Origin of the sequence: Achromobacter sp. DH1f, from assembly GCF_000633435.1 — a bacterium.
GTDB classification, from domain to species: Bacteria; Pseudomonadota; Gammaproteobacteria; order Burkholderiales; family Burkholderiaceae_B; genus Achromobacter; species Achromobacter deleyi.
In genome coordinates this window covers 56,086-77,933 of record NZ_AYMF01000019.1, presented here as the reverse complement: position 1 = coordinate 77,933, position 21,848 = coordinate 56,086, and the positions used below count along the sequence as shown (strand labels likewise).

Sequence of the window (21,848 nt, the reverse complement as noted above, 5' to 3'; positions counted from 1 at the left end):
GTGTGTTGGGCTTCATACCTTCAAGTGGCCCATGATATGGCCGACCGCCTGGGGCGCGCCAGCCTCGCCTTGGTCGACGATAGCGCCCTGCTTCAGGACCAGGTAGCGGTCGGCGACGTCCAGGGCAAACGCCACGTTCTGTTCGACGATGAACATGGACGTGCCGCGGCGCTCGCGTTCCCAGTTCAGCGCGCGGCCCAGCCGATCGATGACGGATGGCTGCAGGCCTTCGGTGATTTCGTCCAGCAGCAGCAAGGCGGGCCGTTGCATCAGGCCGCGGGCGACCAGCAGCATTTTCTGTTCGCCGCCCGACAGGGTGCCGGCCTGCTGGCGCAGGCGACTGGCAAAGACGGGAAACAGGTCGGCGATTTCACCGAAGCGTTCGTCGAACAGCTTGTCGTGGGCCAGGCCCAGGCGCAAGTTGTCGCGGATGTTCAGGTCGGGAAACAGCGGCTGTTCCTGGGCGGCGTAGGCCACGCCGCAGCGCGCGACCTCGTGCGGCCGCAGGCGGGTGGCGTCGACCGCGCCCACGTTGACGCGGCCGCGCAGCTTGGGCAGGTAGCCCATCACGGTCTTGAGCAGCGTGCTCTTGCCCATGCCGTTCTTGCCCAGCAGCGCCACGCAGGCGCCGCTGGGCACCGACAGCGAGATGTCGTTGAGCACGACGGCGCCCTTGTAGCCGCTGGCAACGCCTTCCAAGTGCAGAGCCGGGGTGGCGGGGGTCATGTGGCGGCTCCTTGGGGCGTGGGGGCATTGCCGGCGTAGATGGTGCGCACCAGTTCGGATTCGACGACTTCACGGAAGCTGCCGTCCATGACGATGCGGCCCTGGTGCAGCACGATGATGCGGGTGGCGACTTCGGCCACGAAGTCCAGGTCGTGCTCGACCAGCAGGCAGCACAGGCCGTGGGTGTGCGCCAGGGATGCCAGTACCTGGCCGATGCGGGCGCGTTCGTCTTTGGACAGGCCCGCGGTGGGCTCGTCCAGCAGCACCACGCGCGGCTCCAGCGCCAGCACCATGGCCAGTTCCAGCGCCTGCTGCTGGCCGTGCGACAGGTCGCGCGCGATGCTGTCCAGCTGCTGGTCCAGGCCGGTCATGCGCAGGACTTCCAGCGCGTAGGCCGGCAAGGCCAGCTGCGGCGCGCGGCGGCGCCACGAGGGCCGTTCGCGCAGGGTGGTGGCGATGCGCAGGCTTTCGGCGACGGTGAGAGTGTCGAAGATGTTGGCGTTCTGGAACTTGCGGCCCAGGCCGAAGCGCACGCATTGCTCGGGGCCGTCGCGGCGCACGGGATGGCCGCAGAGTTCGACCTCGCCGTCGGAGCGTTCGGCGCCGTCGGCAATGCAGCGCATCAGCGTGGTCTTGCCGGCGCCGTTGGGGCCGATCAGGCCCAGCAGTTCGCCGCCGCGCGCTTGCAGGTCGATGCCTTCCAGCACCTTCAGGCTGCCGAATCGCTTGGCGACGCCGGACAACCCCAGGGCGCGCGGGGCGGCCGGACCGCCCTGCCCTGCGGCCGCCAGCGGGCGGGCCACCAGGTGCGGCGCCGGGGCCGGGGCCGGACGGCGCTTGCGCAGGGGCGCCAGCAGCAAGGGCAACAGGCCGCGCGGCAGCAGCAGGATGACCAGGATGAAGGTCACGCCCAGCAGCAGTTGCCATACGAACGGCAGGTTGCCGCTCAGGTAGGAACCGGCCACGTTGATCAGGATGGCGCCCAGCACCGGGCCCCAGATGGTGCCGCGCCCCCCCAGCGCCACCCAGATGATCAGCTCGGTGCCGAAGACGAAGCCGGTCAGTTCCGGCGCGACCACGCCGCTGAAGGCGCCGTAGCCAAAGCCCGCCAGGCTTGCCACCGCGCCGCACACGACCAAGAGCGCGATGCGCCACTGGGCGGTGTTCAGCCCCAGGTAGCTGCAGCGCGCCTCGTTGTCGCGCAGCGCCACCAGGATGCGGCCGCCGTCGCTGCGCACGGCCACCCAGGCCAGCAGCGACACGATCGACAGGCCGCCGGCGGCGATGACGTACCAGGCTTCCAGCGACAGGTCGAAGGTGTCGTAGCCGGTCAGACCCGAGGACGACCCGGTGTAGGTGCCGCCGGACAGCGCCACCTGGGTCAGCACGATGGGCAGCACCAGCGAAATGACGGTGGCAAAGAACGGCGAGGCGCCGCGGTAGAACGACAGCCAGCCGGTGACCAGGGCCAGCAGGGCCGCCCCGCCCACGGCCACCAGCACGGCCAGCCCGGCCGTGGCGGGGGAAAAGCCGTAGTGAGTGAAGGCCAGCCCGGCGGCATAGGCGCCCACGCCGAAGAAGGCCGATTGGCCGAAGGTCAGGTAGCCTGTGTAGCCCCACAGGATGTCCACCGTCACGGCAGCGACGGCGAAGAACAGCGCCTTGATGAGCACGTTCAAGAGATAGGTGTCAAACAGCCAGGGGCCGGCGACCGTCAGGGCCAGGCACAGGACGGACAGCCACAAGAGGTCGCGGCCCCGCGCGCTGCGGCGGGCGTCGGCGGCGGGTGCAGCCGGCGCTTGTTGCGCTAGAGAAGTGTCAGTCATGGGCGAATCCTTTGGGGCGCAGGCGCAGGGTCAGGGCCGCCAGCACGGCGATGGTGACGCCGCCCAGGATGGGGCTGACGTACACGCTCACCAGCACCTGGCAGGCGCCGTAGACCAGGCAGGTCACGAGCAGCGCGGTGATCGAATTGCCGGACACCATCACCAGCATGAAGGCGCTGACCAGCCAGGGCAGCCCCATGCCGGGGTCCACGCTGGACAGCGGGGTGATCAGCGCGCCGGCCAGCGCGCCCAGCCCGGCGCCCAGGCCGAAGGTAGTGAAGCGGATGCGTTCGGCGTTGATGCCCAGGCCGCGCGCCAGGTCTTCGTTCATGATGACCGCGCGGGTGCGCACGCCGAAGCGGGTGCCGTTCAGCAGCAGCGTCATGGCGGCATACAGCAGCAGCGCGCACGGCACCAGGAACAGGCGGTAGGCGGAATATTCGGTGCCCAGGAACGGCACGGCGCCCTGGATGGGGGAATCCACGAACTGCACTTCACGGCCAAAGGCCATGGTGATGAGCTGGCCGATGACGATGCCCAGCCCCCAGGTGGCCAGGATGGCGTCCAGCGGCCGTTTGTACAGCGGCTGCACGATCAGCCGTTCGACCGCCATGCCCACCAGCACGCCGGCCGCCAATGCGCAGGGCAGCGCCAGCCAGGGGTCCAGCCCCAGCTGCGTGACCACCAGGCTGGCGTAGCTACCCAGCGTGATGATGGCGCCGTGCGCGAAATTGACGATCTTCATCACGCCAAAGATGATCATCAGCCCAGCCGTCACGATGAACAGCATGGCGGCCGTGCTCAGGATGTCCAGCATCAAACCCATAGTGCTCTCCAGCGCCGCCGGCCAGGCCTGCGGCGCGTGTTGCGTCATGCCACGAAGCGTTACTTCAGGTCCGGGCATTGCGCGCCCGGGTCCACCTGGTTGAAGGTCTGCAGGATCTTGATGGAACCGTCCGGCTGCACCTGGCCCAGGCGCATGGTCAGGGCGGCGTGGCGCTGGCGGTCCATCTTGACCGGGCCGCGCGGGCCGTCGAACGAGACTTCGCTCAGCGCCTGCACGACCTTCTGCGAATCCGTGCTGCCGGCCTTTTCGACGGCGGCCTTGTACAGGAAGAAGGCTTCGTACTGCGGGCCCGAGAACTCGTTGGCGGTCTTGGCGTCGGCGCCGAACTTGGCTTTCAGGCCGTCCAGGAACTTGCGGTTCTGCGGGGTATCGATGCTGGTCAGGTACGACGCGGACAGGTACATGCCCACGGCGGTTTCGCCCATGGTCTTGGCGGTGGCTTCGTCGATGGCCAGGTTGCCGTAGGGCATGGTCAGGCCGGCGGCCTTGACCTGCTTGGCCAGGCTGACGTTGGGGCCGCCGCCGGCCGTGGAGCTGATCAGCGCGTCGGGATTGGCCGAGCGGATCTTGGACACGACGGGCGTCCAGTCGGAGCCGTCGATGGGCAGGTATTCCTCGCCCACGACGCGGCCGCCCTGCTTTTCGATGTATTCGCGGGTGAACTTGAGCATGCCGCGGCCAAACGCGTAGTCGCTGCCCACCAGGAAGAAGGTCTTGGCGCCGCGTTCTTTCATGAAGTGGTCCACCACCGGCGCCACCTGCTGCTCGGGCACCCAGCCGTTGACGTGCATCCAGCGGTTGCACGAGCGGCCTTCGTAGAAAGACGTGTAGATGTACGGCACCTTGCCGCGCGACACGATGGGCAGCGCCGCGTTGCGGGCCGCGCTGGTTTCCATGGCGATGATGGCATCCACCTTTTTCTGGAACACCAGCGTGTCGTAGGCCTTTTGCGCGCCGACCGCGCCCGAGGCGTCGTCGGCGATTTCCAGCACGACCTGGCGGCCCAGGATGCCGCCGGCCGCATTGATTTCGTCGGCGGCCAGCTGCGAAGCCTGCACCACGCCGGGTGCAACGACGCTGTTGGCGCCGGACAGGCCGACCGGCACGCCGATGCGCAAGGGCTCGGCGGCCTGTGCACCGGCCGCGCCGGCCAGCAAGGCGACAAAGGAAAGTCGGGTAAGGAAACTGCGGGGGAAGCTGCGCTGCAAGAACGTCATGGAATTTCTCCTTGGGGGCCGGCTATCCGCCGTTGTGCGTGGGGTGTGAAGAGAGTCGGGTTCAGCCCTGCCGGGGCGCGTCGGTGGCGCCCAGCAGTTCGTCATACAGGTCGCAGCGCCGGTCGCGCAGGACGTGGTTGAAGGCGTTCAACTGCCGCGCCCGGCGCGAGGCCGCCAGGTCCACCGGGGCGACCAGCACTTCTTCCTGGTCGAAGCTGGCGGGGCCGGCAGCCGTCCAGCCTTGCGAGCCGACGATCAGGCTGCGGCCCACGAACGGCTGGCCGCGTTCGGTGCCGACGCGGTCGGCGCACACCACGGTCAGGCCGTTGCTGTGGGCGCCGGCAATGGCCAGCGCATGCGCCATGGCCGGGCCGTCGGGTGTCTGGCCCGGCATGGGCACCCAGTTGGTGGGCACGGCCACGATGTCGGCCCCGCGCATGGCCAGCAGGCGGTAGACCTCGGGAAACCAGCCGTCGTAGCAGATGGCCACGCCCAGGCGGCCCAGTTCGGTGTGAAACACCGGCAGGCCCAGGTCGCCCGGTTCGAAGAACAGGTTTTCGTCGCCCCACAGATGCAGCTTGCGGTAGGTGCCCAGGTAACCGGCGGGGCCGGCGATCAGCGCGGCGTTGTAGAGCCGGTCGCCGCTGCGTTCGGCAATGCCGGCCACCAGATAGATGCCCAGCCGCTGCGCCAGCGCGATCCAGGCTTGGGCGCTGGGGCCGTCCGGCACGGTTTCGGCCAGTGCAAAGGCTTCCTGGCGGCTCTCGAACATGTAGCCGGTGTTGGCCAGTTCGGGCAGCACCACCAGCTGCGCGCCCTGGGCGGCGGCTTGTTCGACCAGTTCGATGGAACGCGCCAGGTTGGCGGCCACGCACCCCATCTGCGGGGCGGTCTGCACGCTGGCCACCCGGATCGCGGACGGCGCGGCGTCCTGCGGCTGTGAAACTTGCATGCGGTCTCCTGTTGCGGATTTGAAAACGAAAAAGCCCCCGACCACGCAGTGCGTGTGAGTCGGGGGCTTCTATAGCCAGACGGAAAGTTCGGGCAGCAGTTATTGCTGCGGGGTACTACCGGGTACTGCGGCGCGGGCCTGGGCCTGGCGCCTTGGGATCAGTGCTGATCCTGTGGCGAATCATAGGGATGCGCTGGCGCCGCGGACAATAAGAGGTTTCCCGGACAGCGTGATGAGGCCCGGATTTTGCGGCGGGGATTTCCCGGGCCGTGGCCCGGTGCGACAATGGCGTCAGGCGTTGCGGCCGTCGTACGGAATGCGCGTCAGGCCCGCCAGATCCACCGTGACCAGGCAACGCGCGTTGACCGCGGCCGTTGCCTCGCCGGTGGGGCTGGCGCCAAAGCCGAACGGCGCGCAGCCGCAGTGGGCGCAGAAATGATGCGCAATCACGTGCTTGTTGAATTTGTAGGTCGACAGGCTGTCTGTCGATGACGTGATGCGCAGCTTGCCGCGCGGCACGAACCACAGCAGGTAGCCCTTGCGGCTACAGTGCGAACAGTTGCATTCCAGTACCTGTGACGGCTCGCCTTCGACTTCGAAGGTAATCTTTCCGCAGTGGCAGCTTCCTTGTTGCATGGCCTGGCTCCTTGGGTGGCGGTCGTGTCTCTGCGACCGATGCGATTGCCGACAGCCATCATAAAACGACGCGGCGCCTGCCGTCGCGGCCCCTCACCAAAGGAGACCCCTCATGCCCCGACTATCCGCCTATCTCAGTTTCGACGGCAACTGCGCCGAGGCCATGCAATTCTACGAACGCGTGCTGGGCGGGCGCATCGAAGCGTTGCTGCGCTACACGGACGCGCCGCCGGACGCGGCCATGCCGGACCTGTCGGCCGAAGATGCCGAACGCATCATGTACGCCCGTCTGGCGCTGGACGAACAGCTGCTGATGGCCAGCGACGCCACCGCCGGGCACCCCTACCCCGGCAAGCAGGGCATGGCGCTGTCGCTGGCGTATCCGACGGTGTCGGACGCGCACCGCATTTTTGACATGCTGGCGGAAGGCGGCAGCGTTACCATGCCGCTGCAGAAAACGTTCTGGGCCGAAGCCCATGGCGCGCTGATCGACCGCTTTGAGACCCGCTGGATGATCAGCGGCGGGCGGTTGACCCATTAGCGCGCTGCGGGTGCCGGCCCGCTACCATTGCCGACCATTACCCGCCCGCGCGGCGAAGGATTCAACCCATGACGCATGGCATACACGGCAAGCAACGCTGGTGGGCCTTGATGGTGCTTTGCCTGGGCGTGCTGATGATCGTGCTGGACACCACGATCGTCAACGTCGCCCTGCCCTCGATTCGCGAAGACCTGCATTTCACCGAGACGTCGCTGGTGTGGGTGGTGAACGCCTACATGCTGACCTTCGGCGGCTTTCTGCTGCTGGGCGGGCGGCTGGGCGACCTGCTGGGCCATCGCCGCATGTTCCTGGCGGGGCTGACGCTGTTCACCGTGGCGTCCCTGGCCTGTGGCCTGGCCCAGGGCCAGGGGCTGCTGATCGCGGCCCGCGCGGCGCAGGGGCTGGGCGGCGCGGTGGTGTCGGCGGTGTCGCTGTCGCTGATCATGAACCTGTTCACCGAGGCCGGCGAACGCGCCCGCGCCATGGGCGTGTACGGCTTTGTCTGTGCGGGCGGGGGCAGCATCGGCGTGCTGCTGGGCGGCTTGCTGACCAGCGCGCTGTCGTGGCACTGGATCTTCCTGGTCAATATTCCCATTGGCGTGCTGGTGTATGCGCTGTGCCTGCGGCTGCTGCCGGCGGCCAAGGCGCAGGCGGCGGGCGGCAAGCTGGACGTGGCGGGCGCGGTGACCGTGACGGCGTCGCTGATGCTGGCGGTGTACGCCGTCGTCAACGGCAACGAGGCCGGCTGGACGTCGGCGCAATCCCTGGGGCTGATCGGCGCGGCGGTGCTGTTGATGGCGCTGTTCCTGCTGATCGAGGCGCGCGTGGCGGCACCCTTGATGCCGCTGGGGCTGTTCCGGCTACGCAACGTGGCCACGGCCAATGTCGTGGGCGTGCTGTGGGCGGCGGCCATGTTTGCCTGGTTTTTCGTGTCGGCGCTGTACATGCAGCTTGTGCTGCGCTACGACGCCATGCAGGTGGGCCTGGCGTTCCTGCCGGCCAACCTGATCATGGCGGCGTTTTCGCTGGGGCTGTCGGCCAAGCTGGTGATGCGCTTTGGCATCCGCGGGCCGCTGACCACGGGCCTGTTGCTGGCGGCGCTGGGGCTGGCGCTGTTTGCCCGCGCGCCCATCGACGGCAGCTTCGTGGCCGACGTGCTGCCGGGCATGCTGCTGCTGGGGCTGGGCGCGGGCATTGCCTTCAACCCCATGCTGCTGGCGGCCATGAGCGATGTGGAACCCAGCCAGTCCGGCCTGGCGTCGGGCGTGGTGAACACCGCGTTCATGATGGGCGGCGCGTTGGGGCTGGCGGTGCTGGCCAGCCTGGCCGCGGCCCGCACCACGGCGCTGGCGGCAGGCGGCGCGGCGCCGGTCGTGGCGCTCAACGGCGGCTACCAGCTGACCTTTCTGGCGGGCGCCGGGATCGCCGCGGTGGCCGGTTTGCTCAGCGGTGCGCTGGTGCGGTCGCGCAACCGCGACCTGCCCGCCCACGACTTTTAAATTCTTTACGGCGGCGGCAAGGGGCTCGCAGTAATCTGGCGGCGCCCCTTCTACAGGAAGCCCACCGCCATGACATTCCTTGCCAGCGCCAACCTGTTGCGCCGCCGGGACGGCCACGAAGCCCGCGTGACCTTCGTCGAGCTGTTCTTTGATCTGGTCTACGTCTTCGCGGTCACCCAGCTGTCTCACAGCCTGCTGCACGACCTGACGCTGATGGGCGCCATCCACACGCTGGTGCTGTGGTTCGCGGTGTGGCTGGGGTGGCAGTACACCTGCTGGGTCACCAACTGGTTCGACCCCGACGCGCTGCCGATGCGCCTGATGCTGTTCGCGGTGATGCTGGCGGGCCTGGTGGCCGCCGCCGTGCTGCCGGGCGCGTTTGGCGACAACGGGCTGATCTTCGCGGTGAGCTACGTGCTGATCCAGGTGGGGCGCACGCTGTTTGTGGTGCTGCACCTGGGGCCGTCGCACCCGCTGGCGCCGAACTTTCGCCGCATGCTGGGCTGGCTGTGCATGTCAGGGGTGCTGTGGATCGCGGGCGGCCTGGCTGACGGCGATGCCCGGCTGGCGCTGTGGGCGCTGGCGGTGGCCTGTGAATACCTGTCGCCCATGACGGGGTTCTGGCTGCCGGGCCTGGGCCGTTCGACCACGCGCGACTGGACCATCGAAGGCGGCCACCTGGCCGAGCGCTGCCAGTTGTTTGTCATCGTGGCGCTGGGCGAAACGCTGCTGATCACCGGGGCCACGCTGGGCGAGCATCCGCACTGGGATGCGCCGACCCTGATCGCGCTGCTGGCGGCCTTTCTGGGCACCGCCGCCATGTGGTGGGTGTACTTCGACACCAGCAGCAAGGACGGCAGCCATGCCATCGCCCACCATGCCGACCCGGGCCGGGTCGGCGCCTACTTCCACTATGTGCACGTGATATTGATTGCCGGGGTGATCGTGTCGGCGGTGGCCAATGAACTGGTGATTCTGCACCCGGACGGGCGCATCACCACGGCAGCCGCGGCGGCCTTGGTGGGCGGGCCGGCGCTGTACCTGCTGGGCAACGCCATCTACAAGACGGTGGTGTACGGGCGGTTTCCGCTGTCGCACATCGTCGGCCTGGTATTGCTGGCGGTGCTGGCGCCGGTGGCCTTCGTGACCGACAACCTGATGGTGGGCGGGCTGACCACGCTGATCATGATCGTGGTGGCCACGTGGGAAAGCCTGTCGCGGCGCGGGGGGCATGCCCACGCGCCGCTTTGAGGCGGCACCGGGCCTTCGCGCCGGCCCGGTCCGTACGGCCGCTTTAGCGCCGCTTGCCGAACACCGACTTGGGCGTGCGGCCGTGAAAGCGGGTGAAGGCCGCGCTGAAGTTGGCCGGATGCCGATAGCCCACGCGATACGCCGCCTGCGCCACCTGGCAGCCGGTTTCCAGTAATTCCCAGGCGCGGTGCATGCGCAGTTCGGTCAGCAGGCGGCCGGGGCTGGTGCCGTAGTGCTTGCGAAAGCCCTCTTTCAGCTTGAACTCGTTCAGGCCGGTGGCCAGGCACAGGTACTGCACGGTCAGGTCGCGGTCCAGTTGCTCGACCATCAGCGCGCGGGCCTGTTCCAGCCGGGCGATGTCGGCCTGGCTGAGCCGGCCGGGTTCCGGCGGGGCCGCCAGTGATCGCAACTGACGCGACAGCAGCGTCAGGGCCTTGATGTGGCCGTCCAGCGGATCGCAGCCCCGGGCCAATTCGCGGGCCAGGGCGGCCAGGTCGGTTGGCGTGCGGCCTTGTGCCAGTTGGCGCAAGGTGCCATCGCCCAGCAAGGCGTTGGCCTGGGCGTCGCCGGCATAGCGGCGCAATGCGGGTTCGCCGACCAGCAGGCGCAGTTGCGACACGGTGGCCCCGCCGGCATAGCGGCGTTCGCCATGGCGGCGGCCGAAGGACGTGACGGTGGTGTGGCCGCCGCGAAAATCCAGCGCCGAGCCATCCGCGCCGCAGTAGGCCGACGCGCCGTGCAAGGCCAGCGTGATGGCCAGCGTGCGCCCGCCCTGCCCGGCGGCCGATTCCTCGATCAGGTCCTGGCTGGGGGTGTAGCGCGAATGCACCAGGGCCAGGTCTGCATCCAGGTCCAGCCAGTCGGCGTGGCAATCGCCAGCGTGCGCCGGCAATGCGACGCGGCGCCAGCCAGGGCGCAGGGCGGCGGCGGGACGGGCGAGCGTGGCGGCAAGGCGCAGGGACATGAAGGGCGAAAGCGTATCGAAAAGCGGGCAGAACGCCGAACCGCATACGAATCGATCCGGCACACATATGAATGTGAATGATAGGCGTTCGCAAAAATAAATACCATTGCCGGATGCCCTTCAATCCGAGGAATCCGATGCCTGCCTCTCCCCTTCCCCTGCAACGTTATTGGGACCTGGCCGCGGCCCCCGTTCAATCCGCGGCGCTGGACGCCGCGCTGGAACTGGGCGTGTTCGAACAACTGGCCGCGCCCGCCGATGCCGCCCAGGTCGCGCAGGCGCTGGCGCTACGGCCCGCCGCCGTCACGCCTTTGCTGGACATGCTCTGGAGCCTGGGGCTGCTGCGGCGCCTGGAAGGCGAGCCGCCACAGTATTGCTGCGCCCCGCTGGCGGCGCAGCATTTCGTGCCGGGCCAACCCGGCTATTGCGCCGACGCCTGGCGCTACCGGCGCCGGTCGCTGCTGCACTTCAGCGAGCAATTGGGCCAGTTGTTGCCGCAGGACGGCCCAGCCATGGACCCCTATGTGCAGCCTGAGGCCGCCGCCTGGGCCAACGCGGCGCGGGTGCAGATCGGCCAGGAACAGCGCGCCATCGCGGTCGCCGCGGCGCGCGAGGCGATCGCCTGCGTGCCGGCGGCCGCCAGTGCGCAACGCATCCTGGACCTGGGCGGCGGCCCGGGTTTGATAGGCATCGCGCTGGTGCAGGACCGGCCCGGCGCCACCGGCGTGGTGTTCGATTGGCCCGCCACGGTGGCCGTGGCGCAAGAGAACATCGACGCGGCCGGCCTGACGGACCGCATGAGCGTCATCGGCGGTGATCTGGCAACGGCCGACATCGGCCACGGCTACGACCTGATCTGGTGCTCGTCGGTGCTGCATTTCGTGCCCGATGCCCAGGCAGCGCTGCGCAAGATGCACGACGCGCTGGCGCCGGGCGGGCAGTTGGTGATCGCCCATGCCGAGATACCCGCCGACGCGGATGCCGCCGCGCGGGTCTTGCCGTTCTACCTGCCGATGCTGCTGCTGGGACGGCGCGTGACGCGAACGGGCGCCATGGCGCAGGCGCTGCGCGATGCGGGGTTGGTGGACGTGCGCGGGTTCGACGCGGACCGCTTTCCGATGGCCCCGCTGCGGGTGCTGTCGGCACGACGCGGCGCGCAATGACGCGGCCGCTTCGTCTACCGCCCGTTACTGGATTACTGGCGGCGTGCTGTGCGGATTTTCCAGATAGCGCGCGACCCTAAACCCATCACGCGCCCGGCCGGTGCTGCGCCAGCACCTCGCTCATCGAATGCGCTGCGTCCTGCAATACCGGCACGGCGCGCAGCAGGTCGTCCAGCATCAGACGGGCCGTGGGCGCGTGGCAGGCCACCGCCGCCACCACGCGGTCCTGCGCATCGCGCACCGGCACGGCTACGGCGCTCATGCCGCGCACGAATTCCTCGTTGTCGATGCCGATGCCGCGCGCGGCCAGGCGTTCCAGTTCGTCTTCCAGCCGCGCCGGGTCGGTCAGCGTGCGCGGCGTGTTGCGCGTCAGCGGCAAGCGCGCCAGCACGCGGCCGCGTTCGAGCCGGTTCATGGACGCCAGGAACAGCTTGCCGCTGGCGGTGCAATGCATCGGCACGTGGCTGCCCACCGCGAAGAACAAGCGCAAGGGTTCAGCGGTTTCCACACGTTCCATGTAGACGACCTGGTCGCCGTCGGGCGCGGTCAGGTTGCAGGTTTCGCCCAGCTTGCCCACCAGTTGCGCCAGCACGGCGCGGCAGGCGCGGGTGAAGGCGGACGCGCGCAGCGTGGACAGCGCCAATGCGGTGGCCTGCGGGCCGGGGACGAAACCGTTTTCAGTCGGCGTGGCGGCGGCGTAACCGGCGCGCTGCATCGCCGCCAGCAATCGCATCAGCGTGGACTTGGGCATCTCCAGCCGCTGCGCCAGTTGCGCCAGCGTGGGCGGATGCTGCGCCCGCGCCAGGTAGTCCAGCACCCGCAGCGCGCGCAAGGACCGGGCATCGTCGGGTGCCTCGGCGCCTTCGGCCGCCGCCTGCGGCGATGCTGCACTGCGATTTTGAAACCGAAGAGGCATGTTCTGTTCCATTTCCCCGTTGGCGCGCGGATCGCGCTTTCTTTCGTCTGATCGCTTCCTAGAATCGCCACAGATGCAGCCTGCGCGCGCATCGCGCCGATCCCGTCCTGCGGGCCAGTATATAAGTGCGCGGCGTGGCGGCAAGCAGGGTAAACGCGCCATCCGTCCGGGTTACGCAACCCGCGCCAGATCGGCCACACCAGGGAGAAATTCAGAAATGTCTGATGCCGTGGACTACATCGTGGTGGGGGCCGGCTCGGCCGGCTGCGTGCTGGCCAACCGCCTCACCGCCAGCGGCGAACACAGTGTCTGCCTGCTGGAAGCCGGTCCGCCGGACCGCTCGCCGTGGATCCACATTCCCATCGGCTACGGCAAGACCATGTTCCACAAAGTGGTGAACTGGGGCTACTACACCGACCCCGACCCCAACATGCTGGGCCGCCGCATTTACTGGCCGCGCGGCCGCACGCTGGGCGGCTCCAGCGCCATCAACGGGCTGATCTACATTCGCGGCCAGCGGCGCGACTACGATGCCTGGGCCGCGGCCGGCAACCCCGGCTGGAGCTGGGACGACTGCCTGCCCTACTTCCGCAAACTGGAAAACAACGACCTGGGGCCGGGCGACACGCGCGGCACCGAAGGCCCGCTGAACGCCACGTCGATCAAGACGCCGCATCCGCTGGTGGAAGGCCTGATCGGCGCGGCCAAGGCGCTGGGCGTGCCGCAAGTACAGGACTTCAATACCGGCGAGCAGGACGGCGTGGGCTATTACCAGCTGACCACCCGCAATGGCCGCCGCTGCTCGACCGCCGTGGCCTATCTGCGCCCGGCGCAGGGCCGCGCCAATCTGCGCATCGAGACCGATGCGCACGCCATGGCGGTGCTGTTCGAAGGCAGCCGCGCGGTGGGTGTGCGCTACCGCCAGGGCGGCCAGGTGCGCACGCTGCGGGCGCGCCGCGAAGTACTGCTGTGCGCCGGCGCCTTGCAGTCGCCGCAGCTATTGCAGCTGTCCGGCGTGGGGCCGGCGGCGCTGCTGCGCCCGTTCGGCATCCGCGTGGTGCGCGACCTGCCCGGCGTGGGCGAGAACCTGCAAGACCACCTGCAGATCCGGCTGATCTACGAAACCCGCCAGCCCATCACCACCAACGACCAGTTGCGCACCCTGCATGGCCGCGTCGGCATGGGGCTGCAATGGCTGCTGTTTCGCGGCGGGCCGCTGGCCGTGGGCATCAACCAGGGCGGGCTGTTCTGCCGGGTGGATCCGGCAAGCGCCAGCCCCGACACGCAATTTCATTTCGCCACCCTGTCGGCCGACATGGCGGGCGGCAAGGTGCATCCGTTTTCGGGCTGCACCTATTCGGTTTGCCAGCTGCGGCCGTCCTCGCGCGGCGCGGTGCGCTTGCGCAGCGCCGATCCGTTCGAGGCGCCGTCGATGCAGCCGAACTACCTGTCCACCGAACTGGACCGCCGCATGACGGTGGCGGCGGTGAAGTACGCCCGCCGCCTGGCCGCCACCGAACCGCTGGCCGGCCTGATGAAACGGGAATTCCGGCCCGGCCCCGAGATCCGCAGCGACGACGAGATCCTGCACTTCTGCCGCGAGTACGGCGCGACCATCTTCCACCCGTCCGGCACCGCCAGGATGGGTCCGCGCAGCGATCCGCTGGCGGTGGTGGACGAGCGCCTGCGCGTGCACGGGGTGGACGGGTTGCGGGTGGTGGACTGCTCCATCATGCCGACGCTGGTGTCCGGCAATACCAATGTGCCGGTGGTGATGCTGGCCGAGCGCGCGGCCGACTTCATCCTGCAGGACCTGCAGGCCGCGCGCCGGCGCGCCCAGGCGCAGCCGCAGGCCGAGCGCTCGCCCCAGAAGCAAGCCGCGTGACAGCAACGAGACAACGCCGATGAACCCTCAGGATCGACCCGCATGAGATAGCGATTTCCGCGGCAGCGGCGCCACAGAGCGCCGCCCGCCCCACCAAAGGAGACAGGCATGGCCAAGCAGAACGAAACCGCGGTGCGCAAAGTCGTCGCCGCGTCGCTGATCGGCGCCACCATCGAGTGGTACGACTTTTTCCTGTACGGCGTGGTCGCCGGCATCGTGTTCAACAAGCTGTACTTCCCCACCGGCGACCCGCTGGTGTCCACCATGCTGGCCTACACCACCTTTGCGGTGGGTTTCATCACCCGACCGCTGGGCGGGCTGATCTTCGGCCACTTCGGCGACCGCATCGGCCGCAAGAGCATGCTGGTGATGACGCTGATGATCATGGGGGTGTCCACCTTCCTGATCGGCCTGGTGCCCACCTACGACACCATCGGCGTCTGGGCGCCCATCCTGCTGCTGCTGTTGCGCGTGTTCCAGGGCATAGGCCTGGGCGGTGAATGGGGTGGCGCGGTGCTGATGGCCTATGAATACGCGCCGCCGGGGAAAAAAGGCTTTTACGCGTCGATCCCGCAGATCGGACTGGCGATCGGGCTGTGCCTGGCGTCCGGCACGGTGGCGCTGCTGTCGACGCTGCTGACCGATGCGCAGTTCATGGCCTGGGGCTGGCGCGTCGCGTTCCTGGCATCGGCCGCGATGGTGCTGGTGGGCATGTACATCCGCCTGAACATCAAGGAAACGCCCGAGTTCACCGCGGTCAAGCGCGACAACGCCGAAAGCCGCATTCCTTTCATGGACATGATGCGCCGCTACCCCGGCAACGTTGCCAAGGGCATGGGCGCGCGCTACATCGACGGCGTGTTCTTCAACGTCTTCGGCGTGTTCTCGATCTCGTACCTGACGCAGACGCTGCAGGTATCGCGCACCGAGGCGCTGATCGGCGTCATGGCCGCGGCGCTGGTGATGTGCTTTTTCATTCCCTATTTCGGGCGGCTGTCCGACCGGATCGGACGCTCACGGGTGTATTGCTGGGGCTCGCTGATCACGGCCATCTCCGCCTTTCCGGGATTCTGGCTGATGCTCAACAGCGAGGGCAACATGATGCTGGTGTGGCTGGCCATCATCATTCCCCTGGGCATTCTGTATGCCGCCGTCTACGGGCCCGAGGCCGCGCTGTTCTGCGAGCTGTTCGACGCCAAGGTGCGCTACACCGGCATCTCGTTCGTCTACCAGTTCTCGGGCATTTTCGCCTCGGGCATCACCCCGATCATCGCCACCGCCCTGCTGAAAAGCGGCGGCGGCCAGCCCTGGCTGATCTGCCTGTACGTGCTGTTTGCGGGCGTGGTGTCGGCCCTGTGCGCGTGGTTGATCGGGCGCGGCGGCCGGACGTCTGCACAGGAAACGGCGGCGCCCGTCGGCGCCGCCGCCCTGCGCAAGGCGTAAGCCCGCCCATCAGCCTTGCGAGGCGGGTGCCGGCTCAAGGGCGGGTGCCTCCGCGGGATGGCGCGACTGCTCTATTGCCCGCTCCGCGGTCGGCACCGGCGCCCACGCCGGCCAGCCGCCGCCCAGCGCCTTGAACAAGGTGGCCAGCGCCGCCTGGCGCTGCGTCGCCACCTCGATGTAGGACAGCTGGTCCGCGAAGGCGCGACGCTGCGCGTCCAGGTAGCGCAGGTGGCTGTCGACGCCGCCGCGATAGCGCGCCTCGGACAGGCGCTGGGCCTCGGCGCTGGTCTGGGCCAGCGCCTGCCGCGACGCTTCTTCGCGCCGCAGGGTGTCGGTAGCCGCCAGCGCATCGGACACGTCGCGGAAGGCCGACTGGATGGTCTTTTCGTACTGCGCCACGGCAATGTCGCGGCGCACGTTGGCCAGGTCCAGGTTGGCGGTGTTGCGGCCCCCGGCGAAGATCGGCAGCGTGATCTGCGGCGTGAACGACCAGGCGCGCTGGCCGCCGTCGAACAGGTTCGACAGTTCGGCGCTGGAACTGCCGAACAGGCCGGTCAGCGAAATGCTGGGAAAGAACGCGGCACGGGCTGCGCCGATGCTGGCATTGCGCGACTGCAACTGGTGTTCGGCGGCGCGGATGTCCGGCCGGCGTTCCAGCAATTCAGACGGCGCGCCGGCCGAGATTTCCTGCACCAGGGGGGCCGCGGCGATCAGGCCCTTGGGCAGGAACGGTCCCAGGTCGCCCACGCCCACCAGCAGCGCCAGCGCGTTGCCGGCCTGGCGGGCTTCGCGATCGATGCGTTCCAGGTCGGCGCGCGCCTGTTCGGCCAGGCCCAGCGCTTCCTGGTAGTCCAGCGCCGTGGCCGCGCCGGCCTGACGCCGCTTGGCGGTCAGGGCCAGCGAGGCCTCGCGGCTGTCCAGCGTCTGGCGCGTGACCTGCAGTCGGCGCAGCGCGCTGTCGCGCGCCAGGTAGGCCTGGATCACTTCAGCCACCAGGCTGATCTGCGCGCCGCGCGCATTCGCCTCGGTAGCCAGGTATTCCTGCAACGCGGCATCCGACAGGCTGCGCACGCGGCCGAACAGGTCGATCTCGAACGATGTCAGGCCCAGCCCGGCTTGGTAGCTGCTCTGCACCCCGGCGTTGCCGCTGGCGTTCAGGTCACCCGGCACCCGTTGGCGCGTGCCGGTGCCCTGGGCGTTGATGCCCGGCAGCTGGTCTGCGCGCTGCACCCGGTACTGGGCCCGCGCGGCTTCGATGTTGAGCAGCGCCTGGCGCAGGTCGCGGTTGTTGTCCAGCGCCAGCGCCACCAGCCGGCGCAGGTCTTCGTCAACGACGAACGACTGCCAGTCCAGGGTGGCGGCCGCCGACGGCGCGCCGTTCTGGCCACCGGCCGGCTGGTTCCAGGTGGCCGGCACCGGCGCGTCGGGCCGTTGGTACACGGGCGCCATCGAGCAGCCGGCCAATACCGCCGTCAGGATGGCGGCGCCCAGCCGTGAAACTAAGAAAGTCGCTTTCATGGATCTCACTCCTGAGGTGCGGCGGCGGGGGCCGGGGCGGCTGCCCGCTTGCCCTTGAACCGCGACAGCACCCACACGAAAAATACCGGCACGAAGATCACGCCCAGCAGCGTCGCGCTGAGCATGCCGCCGATGACGCCCACGCCCAGGGCGCGCTGGCTGGCGCCGCCCGCCCCGGTGGCCAGCGCCAGCGGCACCACGCCCAGGATGAACGCCAGGGACGTCATGACGATCGGGCGGAAACGCAGCTTGGCTGCCTCGATCGCGGCGTCGACCAGCGTATGGCCCTGCTCGCGCAGGCTCTTGGCGAATTCCACGATCAGGATGGCGTTCTTGGCCGCCAGCCCGATGATGGTGATCAGCCCCACCTTGAAGTACACGTCGTTGGACATGCCCAGCACGGTCACCGCCAGCACCGAGCCTAGCGCGCCGATCGGCACGATCAGCATCACCGACGCGGGAATGGCCCAGCTTTCGTACAGCGCCACCATCAGCAGGAACACCACCAGGAACGCCAGGGCGAACAGCATCGGGGCCTGCGCGCCGGCCAGCTTTTCCTGGTAGGACAAGCCGGTCCATTCGTAGCCGATGCCAGTCGGCAGTTCGGACACGATGCGCTCGATTTCCGCCATGGCCTGGCCCGTGCTGGCGCCGGGGGCCACGTCGCCCGCGATCTTGAACGCGGGGTAGCCGTTGTAGCGGGAAATCTGCACGGGGCCGTTTTCCCAATGGGTCTGCACGAAGGCGCTCAGGGGCACCATGCCGCCCGACTTGTTGGGCACGTTCAGTTGCAACACGCTTTCGGGCGTCATGCGGTCGCGCACGTCGGCCTGCACCACCACCCGCTGCAAGCGGCCGGCGTTGGCGAAGTCGTTGACCGTGGCCGAGCCATAGGCCGACGAAATGGCCGTGCTGATGGTGTCGAAGCCCACGCCCAGCGCTTCGGCCTTCTGCCGGTCGATGTCCAGGCGCAGTTGCGGCGCATCGGCCAGACCTTCCATCATGGCGTAGGCGATGAGCGGCGAGCTGTTGGCCTTGGCCAGCAGCTGGTCGCGCGCCGCCGTCAGCGCCGCCCGGCCCAGGCCGCCGCGGTCTTGCAGGCGCAGCGCGAAGCCGCCCGAGTTGCCCAGGCCGTCGATGGGCGGCGGGTTCACCGCCATCACCGTGCCGTCGTCGATGGCGGCAAAGCGGCCATTGACGCTGTCGGCCACGTCGGTGGCGGCCTGGCCCTTGCCGCGCTGGGACCAGTCTTTCAGCGACGGGAAGGCGATGCCCGCGTTCTGGCCCGTGCCCGAGAAGCTGAAGCCCATGACGGTAAAGGCGTCGCCCATGGCGTCCAGCGACATCAGGTGCTGTTCCACGTCGGCCACCACCTTGTCGGTGCGCAGGTGCGTGGCGCCCGGCGGCAGTTGCATGTCGACGATGACGTAGCCCTGGTCTTCGGGCGGCACGAACGATTCGGGCAGGCGCATGTACAGCACGCCCAGCACCGCCACGATGGCCGCGTAGATCACCATGTAGCGCCCGGTGCGCCGCACCAGCCGCGAATTCAGGCCGACGAAGCGGTCGGTCAGGCGCGCGAAGACGCGGTTGAAGGCGCCGAAGAAGCCGCGCTTTTCCTCGTGATGGCCCTTGGGAATCGGCTTGAGGAAGGTGGCGCACAAGGCCGGCGTGAAGGTCAGCGCCAGGAAGCCCGAGAACAGGATGGACACCGCCAGCGACAGCGAGAACTGCTGGTAGATCACGCCCACCGAGCCGCTCATGAAGGCCAGCGGCAGGAACACGGCCGACAGCACCAGGGTGATGCCGACGATGGCGCCGGACACCTGGCTCATGGCCTTGACGGTGGCCTCGCGCGGGGGCAAGCCTTCTTCGGCCATGATGCGTTCGACGTTCTCGACCACCACGATGGCGTCGTCCACCAGAATGCCGATGGCCAGCACCATGCCGAACATCGTCATCATGTTGACCGAGAAGCCCAGCAGCGACATGACCGCGAAGGTGCCCAGCAAGCACACCGGCACGACGATGGACGGAATCAGCGTGTAGCGCACGTTCTGCAGGAACAGGAACATGACCACGAACACCAGCGCCATGGCTTCGAACAGCGTGTACACCACCTTTTCGATGGCGACGCTGACAAAGCGCGAGCTGTCGAACGGCACCGAATAGGCGACGTCTTCCGGGAACGAGGCCGACAGTTCCTGCAACCGCGCCTTGACCGCCTTGACGGTTTCGATGGCGTTGGCGCCCGGCGCCAGCTGCACGGCCGCGCCCACGGCGGTCTTGCCGTTCAGGCGGGTTTCGAAGTCGTAGCTCTGACGCCCGACTTCCAGCCGCGCCACGTCGGCCAGCTTGACGGTCGAGCCGTCGGCATTGGCGCGCAGCACGATGCGGCCGAATTCCTCGGGCGTATCCAGCATGCCCTTGACGGCCAGCGTGGCGGTCAGTTCCTGCTCGGGCGAACCCGGCCGGCTGCCGAAGCTGCCCGCCGGCACCTGCACGTTCTGCGCTTCGATGGCGGCGTTGACGTCGGCCACCGACAGGCCCACGCCCAGCAGCTTCTGCGGGTCGATCCAGACGCGCATGGCGGCTTCGGCGCCGAAGAACTGCACCTTGCCCACGCCGTTGACGCGGCGGATCTCGTTATTGATATAGCGAGCGGCGTAGTCAGACAGGCCGACCACGTCCTTGCCGGTATCGTCGCCCTTGTAGGTCAAGGCATAGATCATCAGGAAGTTCGAGCTGGCCTGTTCCACTTGCAGACCCTGCTGCGTGACGGCGCGCGGCAGGCGGGCTTCGGCCTTCTTGATGCGGTTCTGCACGTCGACCTGCGCCAGGTCGGGATCGGTACCCGGTTCGAACGTGACGGTGATTTCGGCGCTGCCGCTGGAGCTGCTGGACGAGTCGTAGTACAGCAGCTTCTTGGCGCCGTTCAATTCCTCTTCGATGACGCTGGTCACCGAGTCCACCAGGGTGCTGGCGGACGCGCCGGGATAGATGGCGTTGATGGTCACCTGGGGCGGCGCCACCACCGGAAACTGCGACACCGGCAGCGACGGAATCGCCAGAATGCCGGCGAGCGAGATGAAGATGGCCACCACCCACGCGAATTTGGGGCGGCCAATGAAGAACTTGGACATGATCTAACCTCGGATGGGCGGGCGGTACACCGGCGGGCGCGCGGCGCAGGGCCGCGGCGCATAAGGAGACGGGCGGGTCTGCGGCATGACCCGCGCGCGGTGGTCAGCGAACCGCATCGGCGTCCCCGCCCGGCACGGCCGCGACCTTGGCTTGCGGCGCGGGCGTCACGCTGACCTTCTGGCCGGGCACGGCGGCATTGACCCCGCCGACGATGACCCGGTCGCCGGCCGACAGGCCTTCCAGGATGTGCCAGTCTGCGCCGCGCATGGTGCCGGTGCGCACCAGGCGGGTCTGCACCACGTCGCCCTCGCCCACCAGCAGCACCTGCGGCTTGCCGTCGGTGCTGCGCGTGACGGCGCGTTGCGGCACCAGGATGGCCTGGGGGTCGACGCCCTGGCGGGTCTGCACGCGCACATACATGCCCGGCAGCAGCAGCACGTCGGGATTGGCGAATTCACCGCGCAACGACACCTGGCCCGTGCCGCGATCCACCGCGATGTCCGAGAACAGCAGGCGGCCGCTGCGGGTGCGGTCGGCGCCATCGATGCTGATGGAAATATCGGCGCCCTCTTCCTGGCCCAGCTCGCCCGTCTGCATGGCTTCGCGCATGCGCAGCATGTCGGCCACCGGCTGGGTGAAGTCGACGTAGATCGGGTCCAGTTGCTGGATCTTGGCCATGACGGTGGCTTCGTTCTGGCCGACCAGCGCGCCTTCGGTCACCTGGGCGCGGCCGATGCGGCCGGAAATCGGCGCCTTGACCGTGGCGTAGTCCAGGTTCAGCTGCGCGGTCTCGACGTCGGCCTGGGCCGAGCGGCGCGCCGCCTGGGCGCTCTTGACCGCCGCGCTGGCGGTGTCGAAGTCCTGCTGGCTGACGGCTTCGATCTTGACCAGCGGGGTGTAGCGGCGCAGCACCGCCTGGGCATCGGACAGGGCCGCGTCGGCCTTCGCCAGCTCGCCCTGGGCGCGCGACAGCGCCGCCTTGAAGGGCGCCGGGTCGATGCGGAACAGCACGTCGCCCGCCTTGACGTCGGCGCCTTCCTCGAAATTGCGGCTGAGCACGATGCCGGCGACGCGCGCCCGCACTTCGGCCACCCGCATGGGTTCGACCCGGCCGGGCAGCGAGCTGGCCAGGTCGTAGCGCTGCGGCTGCACCGCCACGACCTGCACCGCCCGGGGCTCGGCCGGGCCCGCGGCCATCTCGCCACGGCCGCAACCGGCCAGCACAACAGCCGTCAACGCCGCGACTACGGGCCAACGCCATGGTTGATGTTTGATCACTCTTTCCTCCCGCCGGCGGCGTCTTGAACTGAATAAGGTCTG

At 68.6% G+C, this 21,848-nt stretch carries 17 protein-coding genes; 6 read left to right on the top strand and 11 right to left on the bottom strand.

The window, feature by feature from the left end; translation table 11 throughout:
* Window positions 1-12: 12 nt before the first annotated feature.
* The 6 genes from U858_RS0117100 to U858_RS0117075 form a co-directional block, all read right to left on the bottom strand.
* Window positions 13-726 carry an ABC transporter ATP-binding protein gene (locus tag U858_RS0117100; RefSeq protein WP_025138369.1) on the bottom strand — a complete coding sequence of 238 codons (714 nt, stop codon included), beginning with the start codon at window positions 724-726 and terminating at the stop codon, window positions 13-15.
* Complete coding sequence (locus tag U858_RS0117095; RefSeq protein WP_025138368.1) at window positions 723-2,552, bottom strand: ATP-binding cassette domain-containing protein; 1,830 nt, start codon at window positions 2,550-2,552, stop codon at window positions 723-725. Before U858_RS0117095 ends, U858_RS0117100 begins: the two co-directional genes overlap by 4 nt.
* On the bottom strand, window positions 2,545-3,378 hold the full coding sequence (locus U858_RS0117090; protein WP_025138367.1) for a branched-chain amino acid ABC transporter permease: 834 nt from the start codon (window positions 3,376-3,378) through the stop codon (window positions 2,545-2,547). The genes U858_RS0117095 and U858_RS0117090 overlap by 8 nt, the downstream gene beginning before the upstream one ends.
* A gap of 59 nt (window positions 3,379-3,437) precedes the next feature.
* Window positions 3,438-4,616: a substrate-binding protein gene (locus U858_RS0117085; RefSeq protein ID WP_025138366.1), complete on the bottom strand. Its 1,179-nt coding sequence runs from the start codon at window positions 4,614-4,616 to the stop codon at window positions 3,438-3,440.
* A 61-nt stretch (window positions 4,617-4,677) separates the two neighbouring features.
* The gene (locus U858_RS0117080; protein ID WP_025138365.1) at window positions 4,678-5,568 is read right to left on the bottom strand and encodes a nitrilase family protein; all 891 of its coding nucleotides are present in this window, start codon (window positions 5,566-5,568) and stop codon (window positions 4,678-4,680) included.
* A gap of 291 nt (window positions 5,569-5,859) precedes the next feature.
* Window positions 5,860-6,204 (bottom strand): GFA family protein, encoded by a 345-nt coding sequence (locus tag U858_RS0117075; RefSeq protein WP_025138364.1) that lies wholly within the window; start codon window positions 6,202-6,204, stop codon window positions 5,860-5,862.
* Window positions 6,205-6,316: 112 nt separating this feature from the next.
* Between U858_RS0117075 and U858_RS0117070 the strand changes: the two genes are divergently transcribed.
* The 3 genes from U858_RS0117070 to U858_RS0117060 all read left to right on the top strand — a co-directional run bounded on the left by U858_RS0117070 (window position 6,317) and on the right by U858_RS0117060 (window position 9,495).
* Complete coding sequence (locus U858_RS0117070; RefSeq protein ID WP_025138363.1) at window positions 6,317-6,745, top strand: VOC family protein; 429 nt, start codon at window positions 6,317-6,319, stop codon at window positions 6,743-6,745.
* A 68-nt stretch (window positions 6,746-6,813) separates the two neighbouring features.
* Window positions 6,814-8,244 (top strand): MFS transporter, encoded by a 1,431-nt coding sequence (locus U858_RS0117065; protein ID WP_025138362.1) that lies wholly within the window; start codon window positions 6,814-6,816, stop codon window positions 8,242-8,244.
* A 69-nt stretch (window positions 8,245-8,313) separates the two neighbouring features.
* Complete coding sequence (locus U858_RS0117060; RefSeq protein ID WP_025138361.1) at window positions 8,314-9,495, top strand: low temperature requirement protein A; 1,182 nt, start codon at window positions 8,314-8,316, stop codon at window positions 9,493-9,495.
* Between the two features lie 43 nt (window positions 9,496-9,538).
* Here U858_RS0117060 and U858_RS0117055 read toward each other — a convergent pair whose 3' ends face one another.
* Window positions 9,539-10,459, bottom strand: a complete 921-nt coding sequence (locus U858_RS0117055; RefSeq protein ID WP_025138360.1) for a helix-turn-helix transcriptional regulator — start codon at window positions 10,457-10,459, stop codon at window positions 9,539-9,541.
* Window positions 10,460-10,596: 137 nt separating this feature from the next.
* Between U858_RS0117055 and U858_RS0117050 the strand changes: the two genes are divergently transcribed.
* On the top strand, window positions 10,597-11,622 hold the full coding sequence (locus U858_RS0117050) for a class I SAM-dependent methyltransferase (RefSeq protein WP_025138359.1): 1,026 nt from the start codon (window positions 10,597-10,599) through the stop codon (window positions 11,620-11,622).
* A gap of 85 nt (window positions 11,623-11,707) precedes the next feature.
* Here the strand turns inward: U858_RS0117050 and U858_RS0117045 are convergent, their stop codons facing one another.
* Entirely contained in the window at window positions 11,708-12,550 is an 843-nt protein-coding gene (locus U858_RS0117045; RefSeq protein ID WP_025138358.1) for an IclR family transcriptional regulator, read from the bottom strand.
* A 205-nt stretch (window positions 12,551-12,755) separates the two neighbouring features.
* Here U858_RS0117045 and U858_RS0117040 point away from each other — a divergent pair, with 205 nt between their 5' ends.
* Complete coding sequence (locus tag U858_RS0117040; protein ID WP_025138357.1) at window positions 12,756-14,423, top strand: GMC family oxidoreductase; 1,668 nt, start codon at window positions 12,756-12,758, stop codon at window positions 14,421-14,423.
* Between the two features lie 108 nt (window positions 14,424-14,531).
* Complete coding sequence (locus U858_RS0117035; protein ID WP_025138356.1) at window positions 14,532-15,866, top strand: MFS transporter; 1,335 nt, start codon at window positions 14,532-14,534, stop codon at window positions 15,864-15,866.
* Between the two features lie 9 nt (window positions 15,867-15,875).
* Here the strand turns inward: U858_RS0117035 and U858_RS0117030 are convergent, their stop codons facing one another.
* The 3 genes from U858_RS0117030 to U858_RS0117020 all read right to left on the bottom strand — a co-directional run bounded on the left by U858_RS0117030 (window position 15,876) and on the right by U858_RS0117020 (window position 21,725).
* Window positions 15,876-17,384 carry an efflux transporter outer membrane subunit gene (locus U858_RS0117030; protein WP_025138355.1) on the bottom strand — a complete coding sequence of 503 codons (1,509 nt, stop codon included), beginning with the start codon at window positions 17,382-17,384 and terminating at the stop codon, window positions 15,876-15,878.
* Window positions 17,385-17,389: 5 nt separating this feature from the next.
* Window positions 17,390-20,527: an efflux RND transporter permease subunit gene (locus tag U858_RS0117025; protein ID WP_025138354.1), complete on the bottom strand. Its 3,138-nt coding sequence runs from the start codon at window positions 20,525-20,527 to the stop codon at window positions 17,390-17,392.
* Window positions 20,528-20,630: 103 nt separating this feature from the next.
* On the bottom strand, window positions 20,631-21,725 hold the full coding sequence (locus U858_RS0117020; protein ID WP_232786555.1) for an efflux RND transporter periplasmic adaptor subunit: 1,095 nt from the start codon (window positions 21,723-21,725) through the stop codon (window positions 20,631-20,633).
* Window positions 21,726-21,848 lie beyond the last annotated feature (123 nt).

What these genes read in the sequence shown, in the direction of transcription:
- U858_RS0117100 (WP_025138369.1), bottom strand. Translation starts at nt 726, where the DNA reads ATGACCCCCGCCACCCCGGCTCTGCACTTGGAAGGCGTTGCCAGCGGC.
- U858_RS0117075 (WP_025138364.1), bottom strand. Translation starts at nt 6,204, where the DNA reads ATGCAACAAGGAAGCTGCCACTGCGGAAAGATTACCTTCGAAGTCGAA.
- U858_RS0117065 (WP_025138362.1), top strand. Translation starts at nt 6,814, where the DNA reads ATGACGCATGGCATACACGGCAAGCAACGCTGGTGGGCCTTGATGGTG.
- U858_RS0117095 (WP_025138368.1), bottom strand. Translation starts at nt 2,552, where the DNA reads ATGACTGACACTTCTCTAGCGCAACAAGCGCCGGCTGCACCCGCCGCC.
- U858_RS0117080 (WP_025138365.1), bottom strand. Translation starts at nt 5,568, where the DNA reads ATGCAAGTTTCACAGCCGCAGGACGCCGCGCCGTCCGCGATCCGGGTG.
- U858_RS0117045 (WP_025138358.1), bottom strand. Translation starts at nt 12,550, where the DNA reads ATGGAACAGAACATGCCTCTTCGGTTTCAAAATCGCAGTGCAGCATCG.
- U858_RS0117050 (WP_025138359.1), top strand. Translation starts at nt 10,597, where the DNA reads ATGCCTGCCTCTCCCCTTCCCCTGCAACGTTATTGGGACCTGGCCGCG.
- U858_RS0117090 (WP_025138367.1), bottom strand. Translation starts at nt 3,378, where the DNA reads ATGGGTTTGATGCTGGACATCCTGAGCACGGCCGCCATGCTGTTCATC.
- U858_RS0117035 (WP_025138356.1), top strand. Translation starts at nt 14,532, where the DNA reads ATGGCCAAGCAGAACGAAACCGCGGTGCGCAAAGTCGTCGCCGCGTCG.
- U858_RS0117030 (WP_025138355.1), bottom strand. Translation starts at nt 17,384, where the DNA reads ATGAAAGCGACTTTCTTAGTTTCACGGCTGGGCGCCGCCATCCTGACG.
- U858_RS0117085 (WP_025138366.1), bottom strand. Translation starts at nt 4,616, where the DNA reads ATGACGTTCTTGCAGCGCAGCTTCCCCCGCAGTTTCCTTACCCGACTT.
- U858_RS0117020 (WP_232786555.1), bottom strand. Translation starts at nt 21,725, where the DNA reads ATGGCCGCGGGCCCGGCCGAGCCCCGGGCGGTGCAGGTCGTGGCGGTG.
- U858_RS0117060 (WP_025138361.1), top strand. Translation starts at nt 8,314, where the DNA reads ATGACATTCCTTGCCAGCGCCAACCTGTTGCGCCGCCGGGACGGCCAC.
- U858_RS0117040 (WP_025138357.1), top strand. Translation starts at nt 12,756, where the DNA reads ATGTCTGATGCCGTGGACTACATCGTGGTGGGGGCCGGCTCGGCCGGC.
- U858_RS0117055 (WP_025138360.1), bottom strand. Translation starts at nt 10,459, where the DNA reads ATGTCCCTGCGCCTTGCCGCCACGCTCGCCCGTCCCGCCGCCGCCCTG.
- U858_RS0117025 (WP_025138354.1), bottom strand. Translation starts at nt 20,527, where the DNA reads ATGTCCAAGTTCTTCATTGGCCGCCCCAAATTCGCGTGGGTGGTGGCC.
- U858_RS0117070 (WP_025138363.1), top strand. Translation starts at nt 6,317, where the DNA reads ATGCCCCGACTATCCGCCTATCTCAGTTTCGACGGCAACTGCGCCGAG.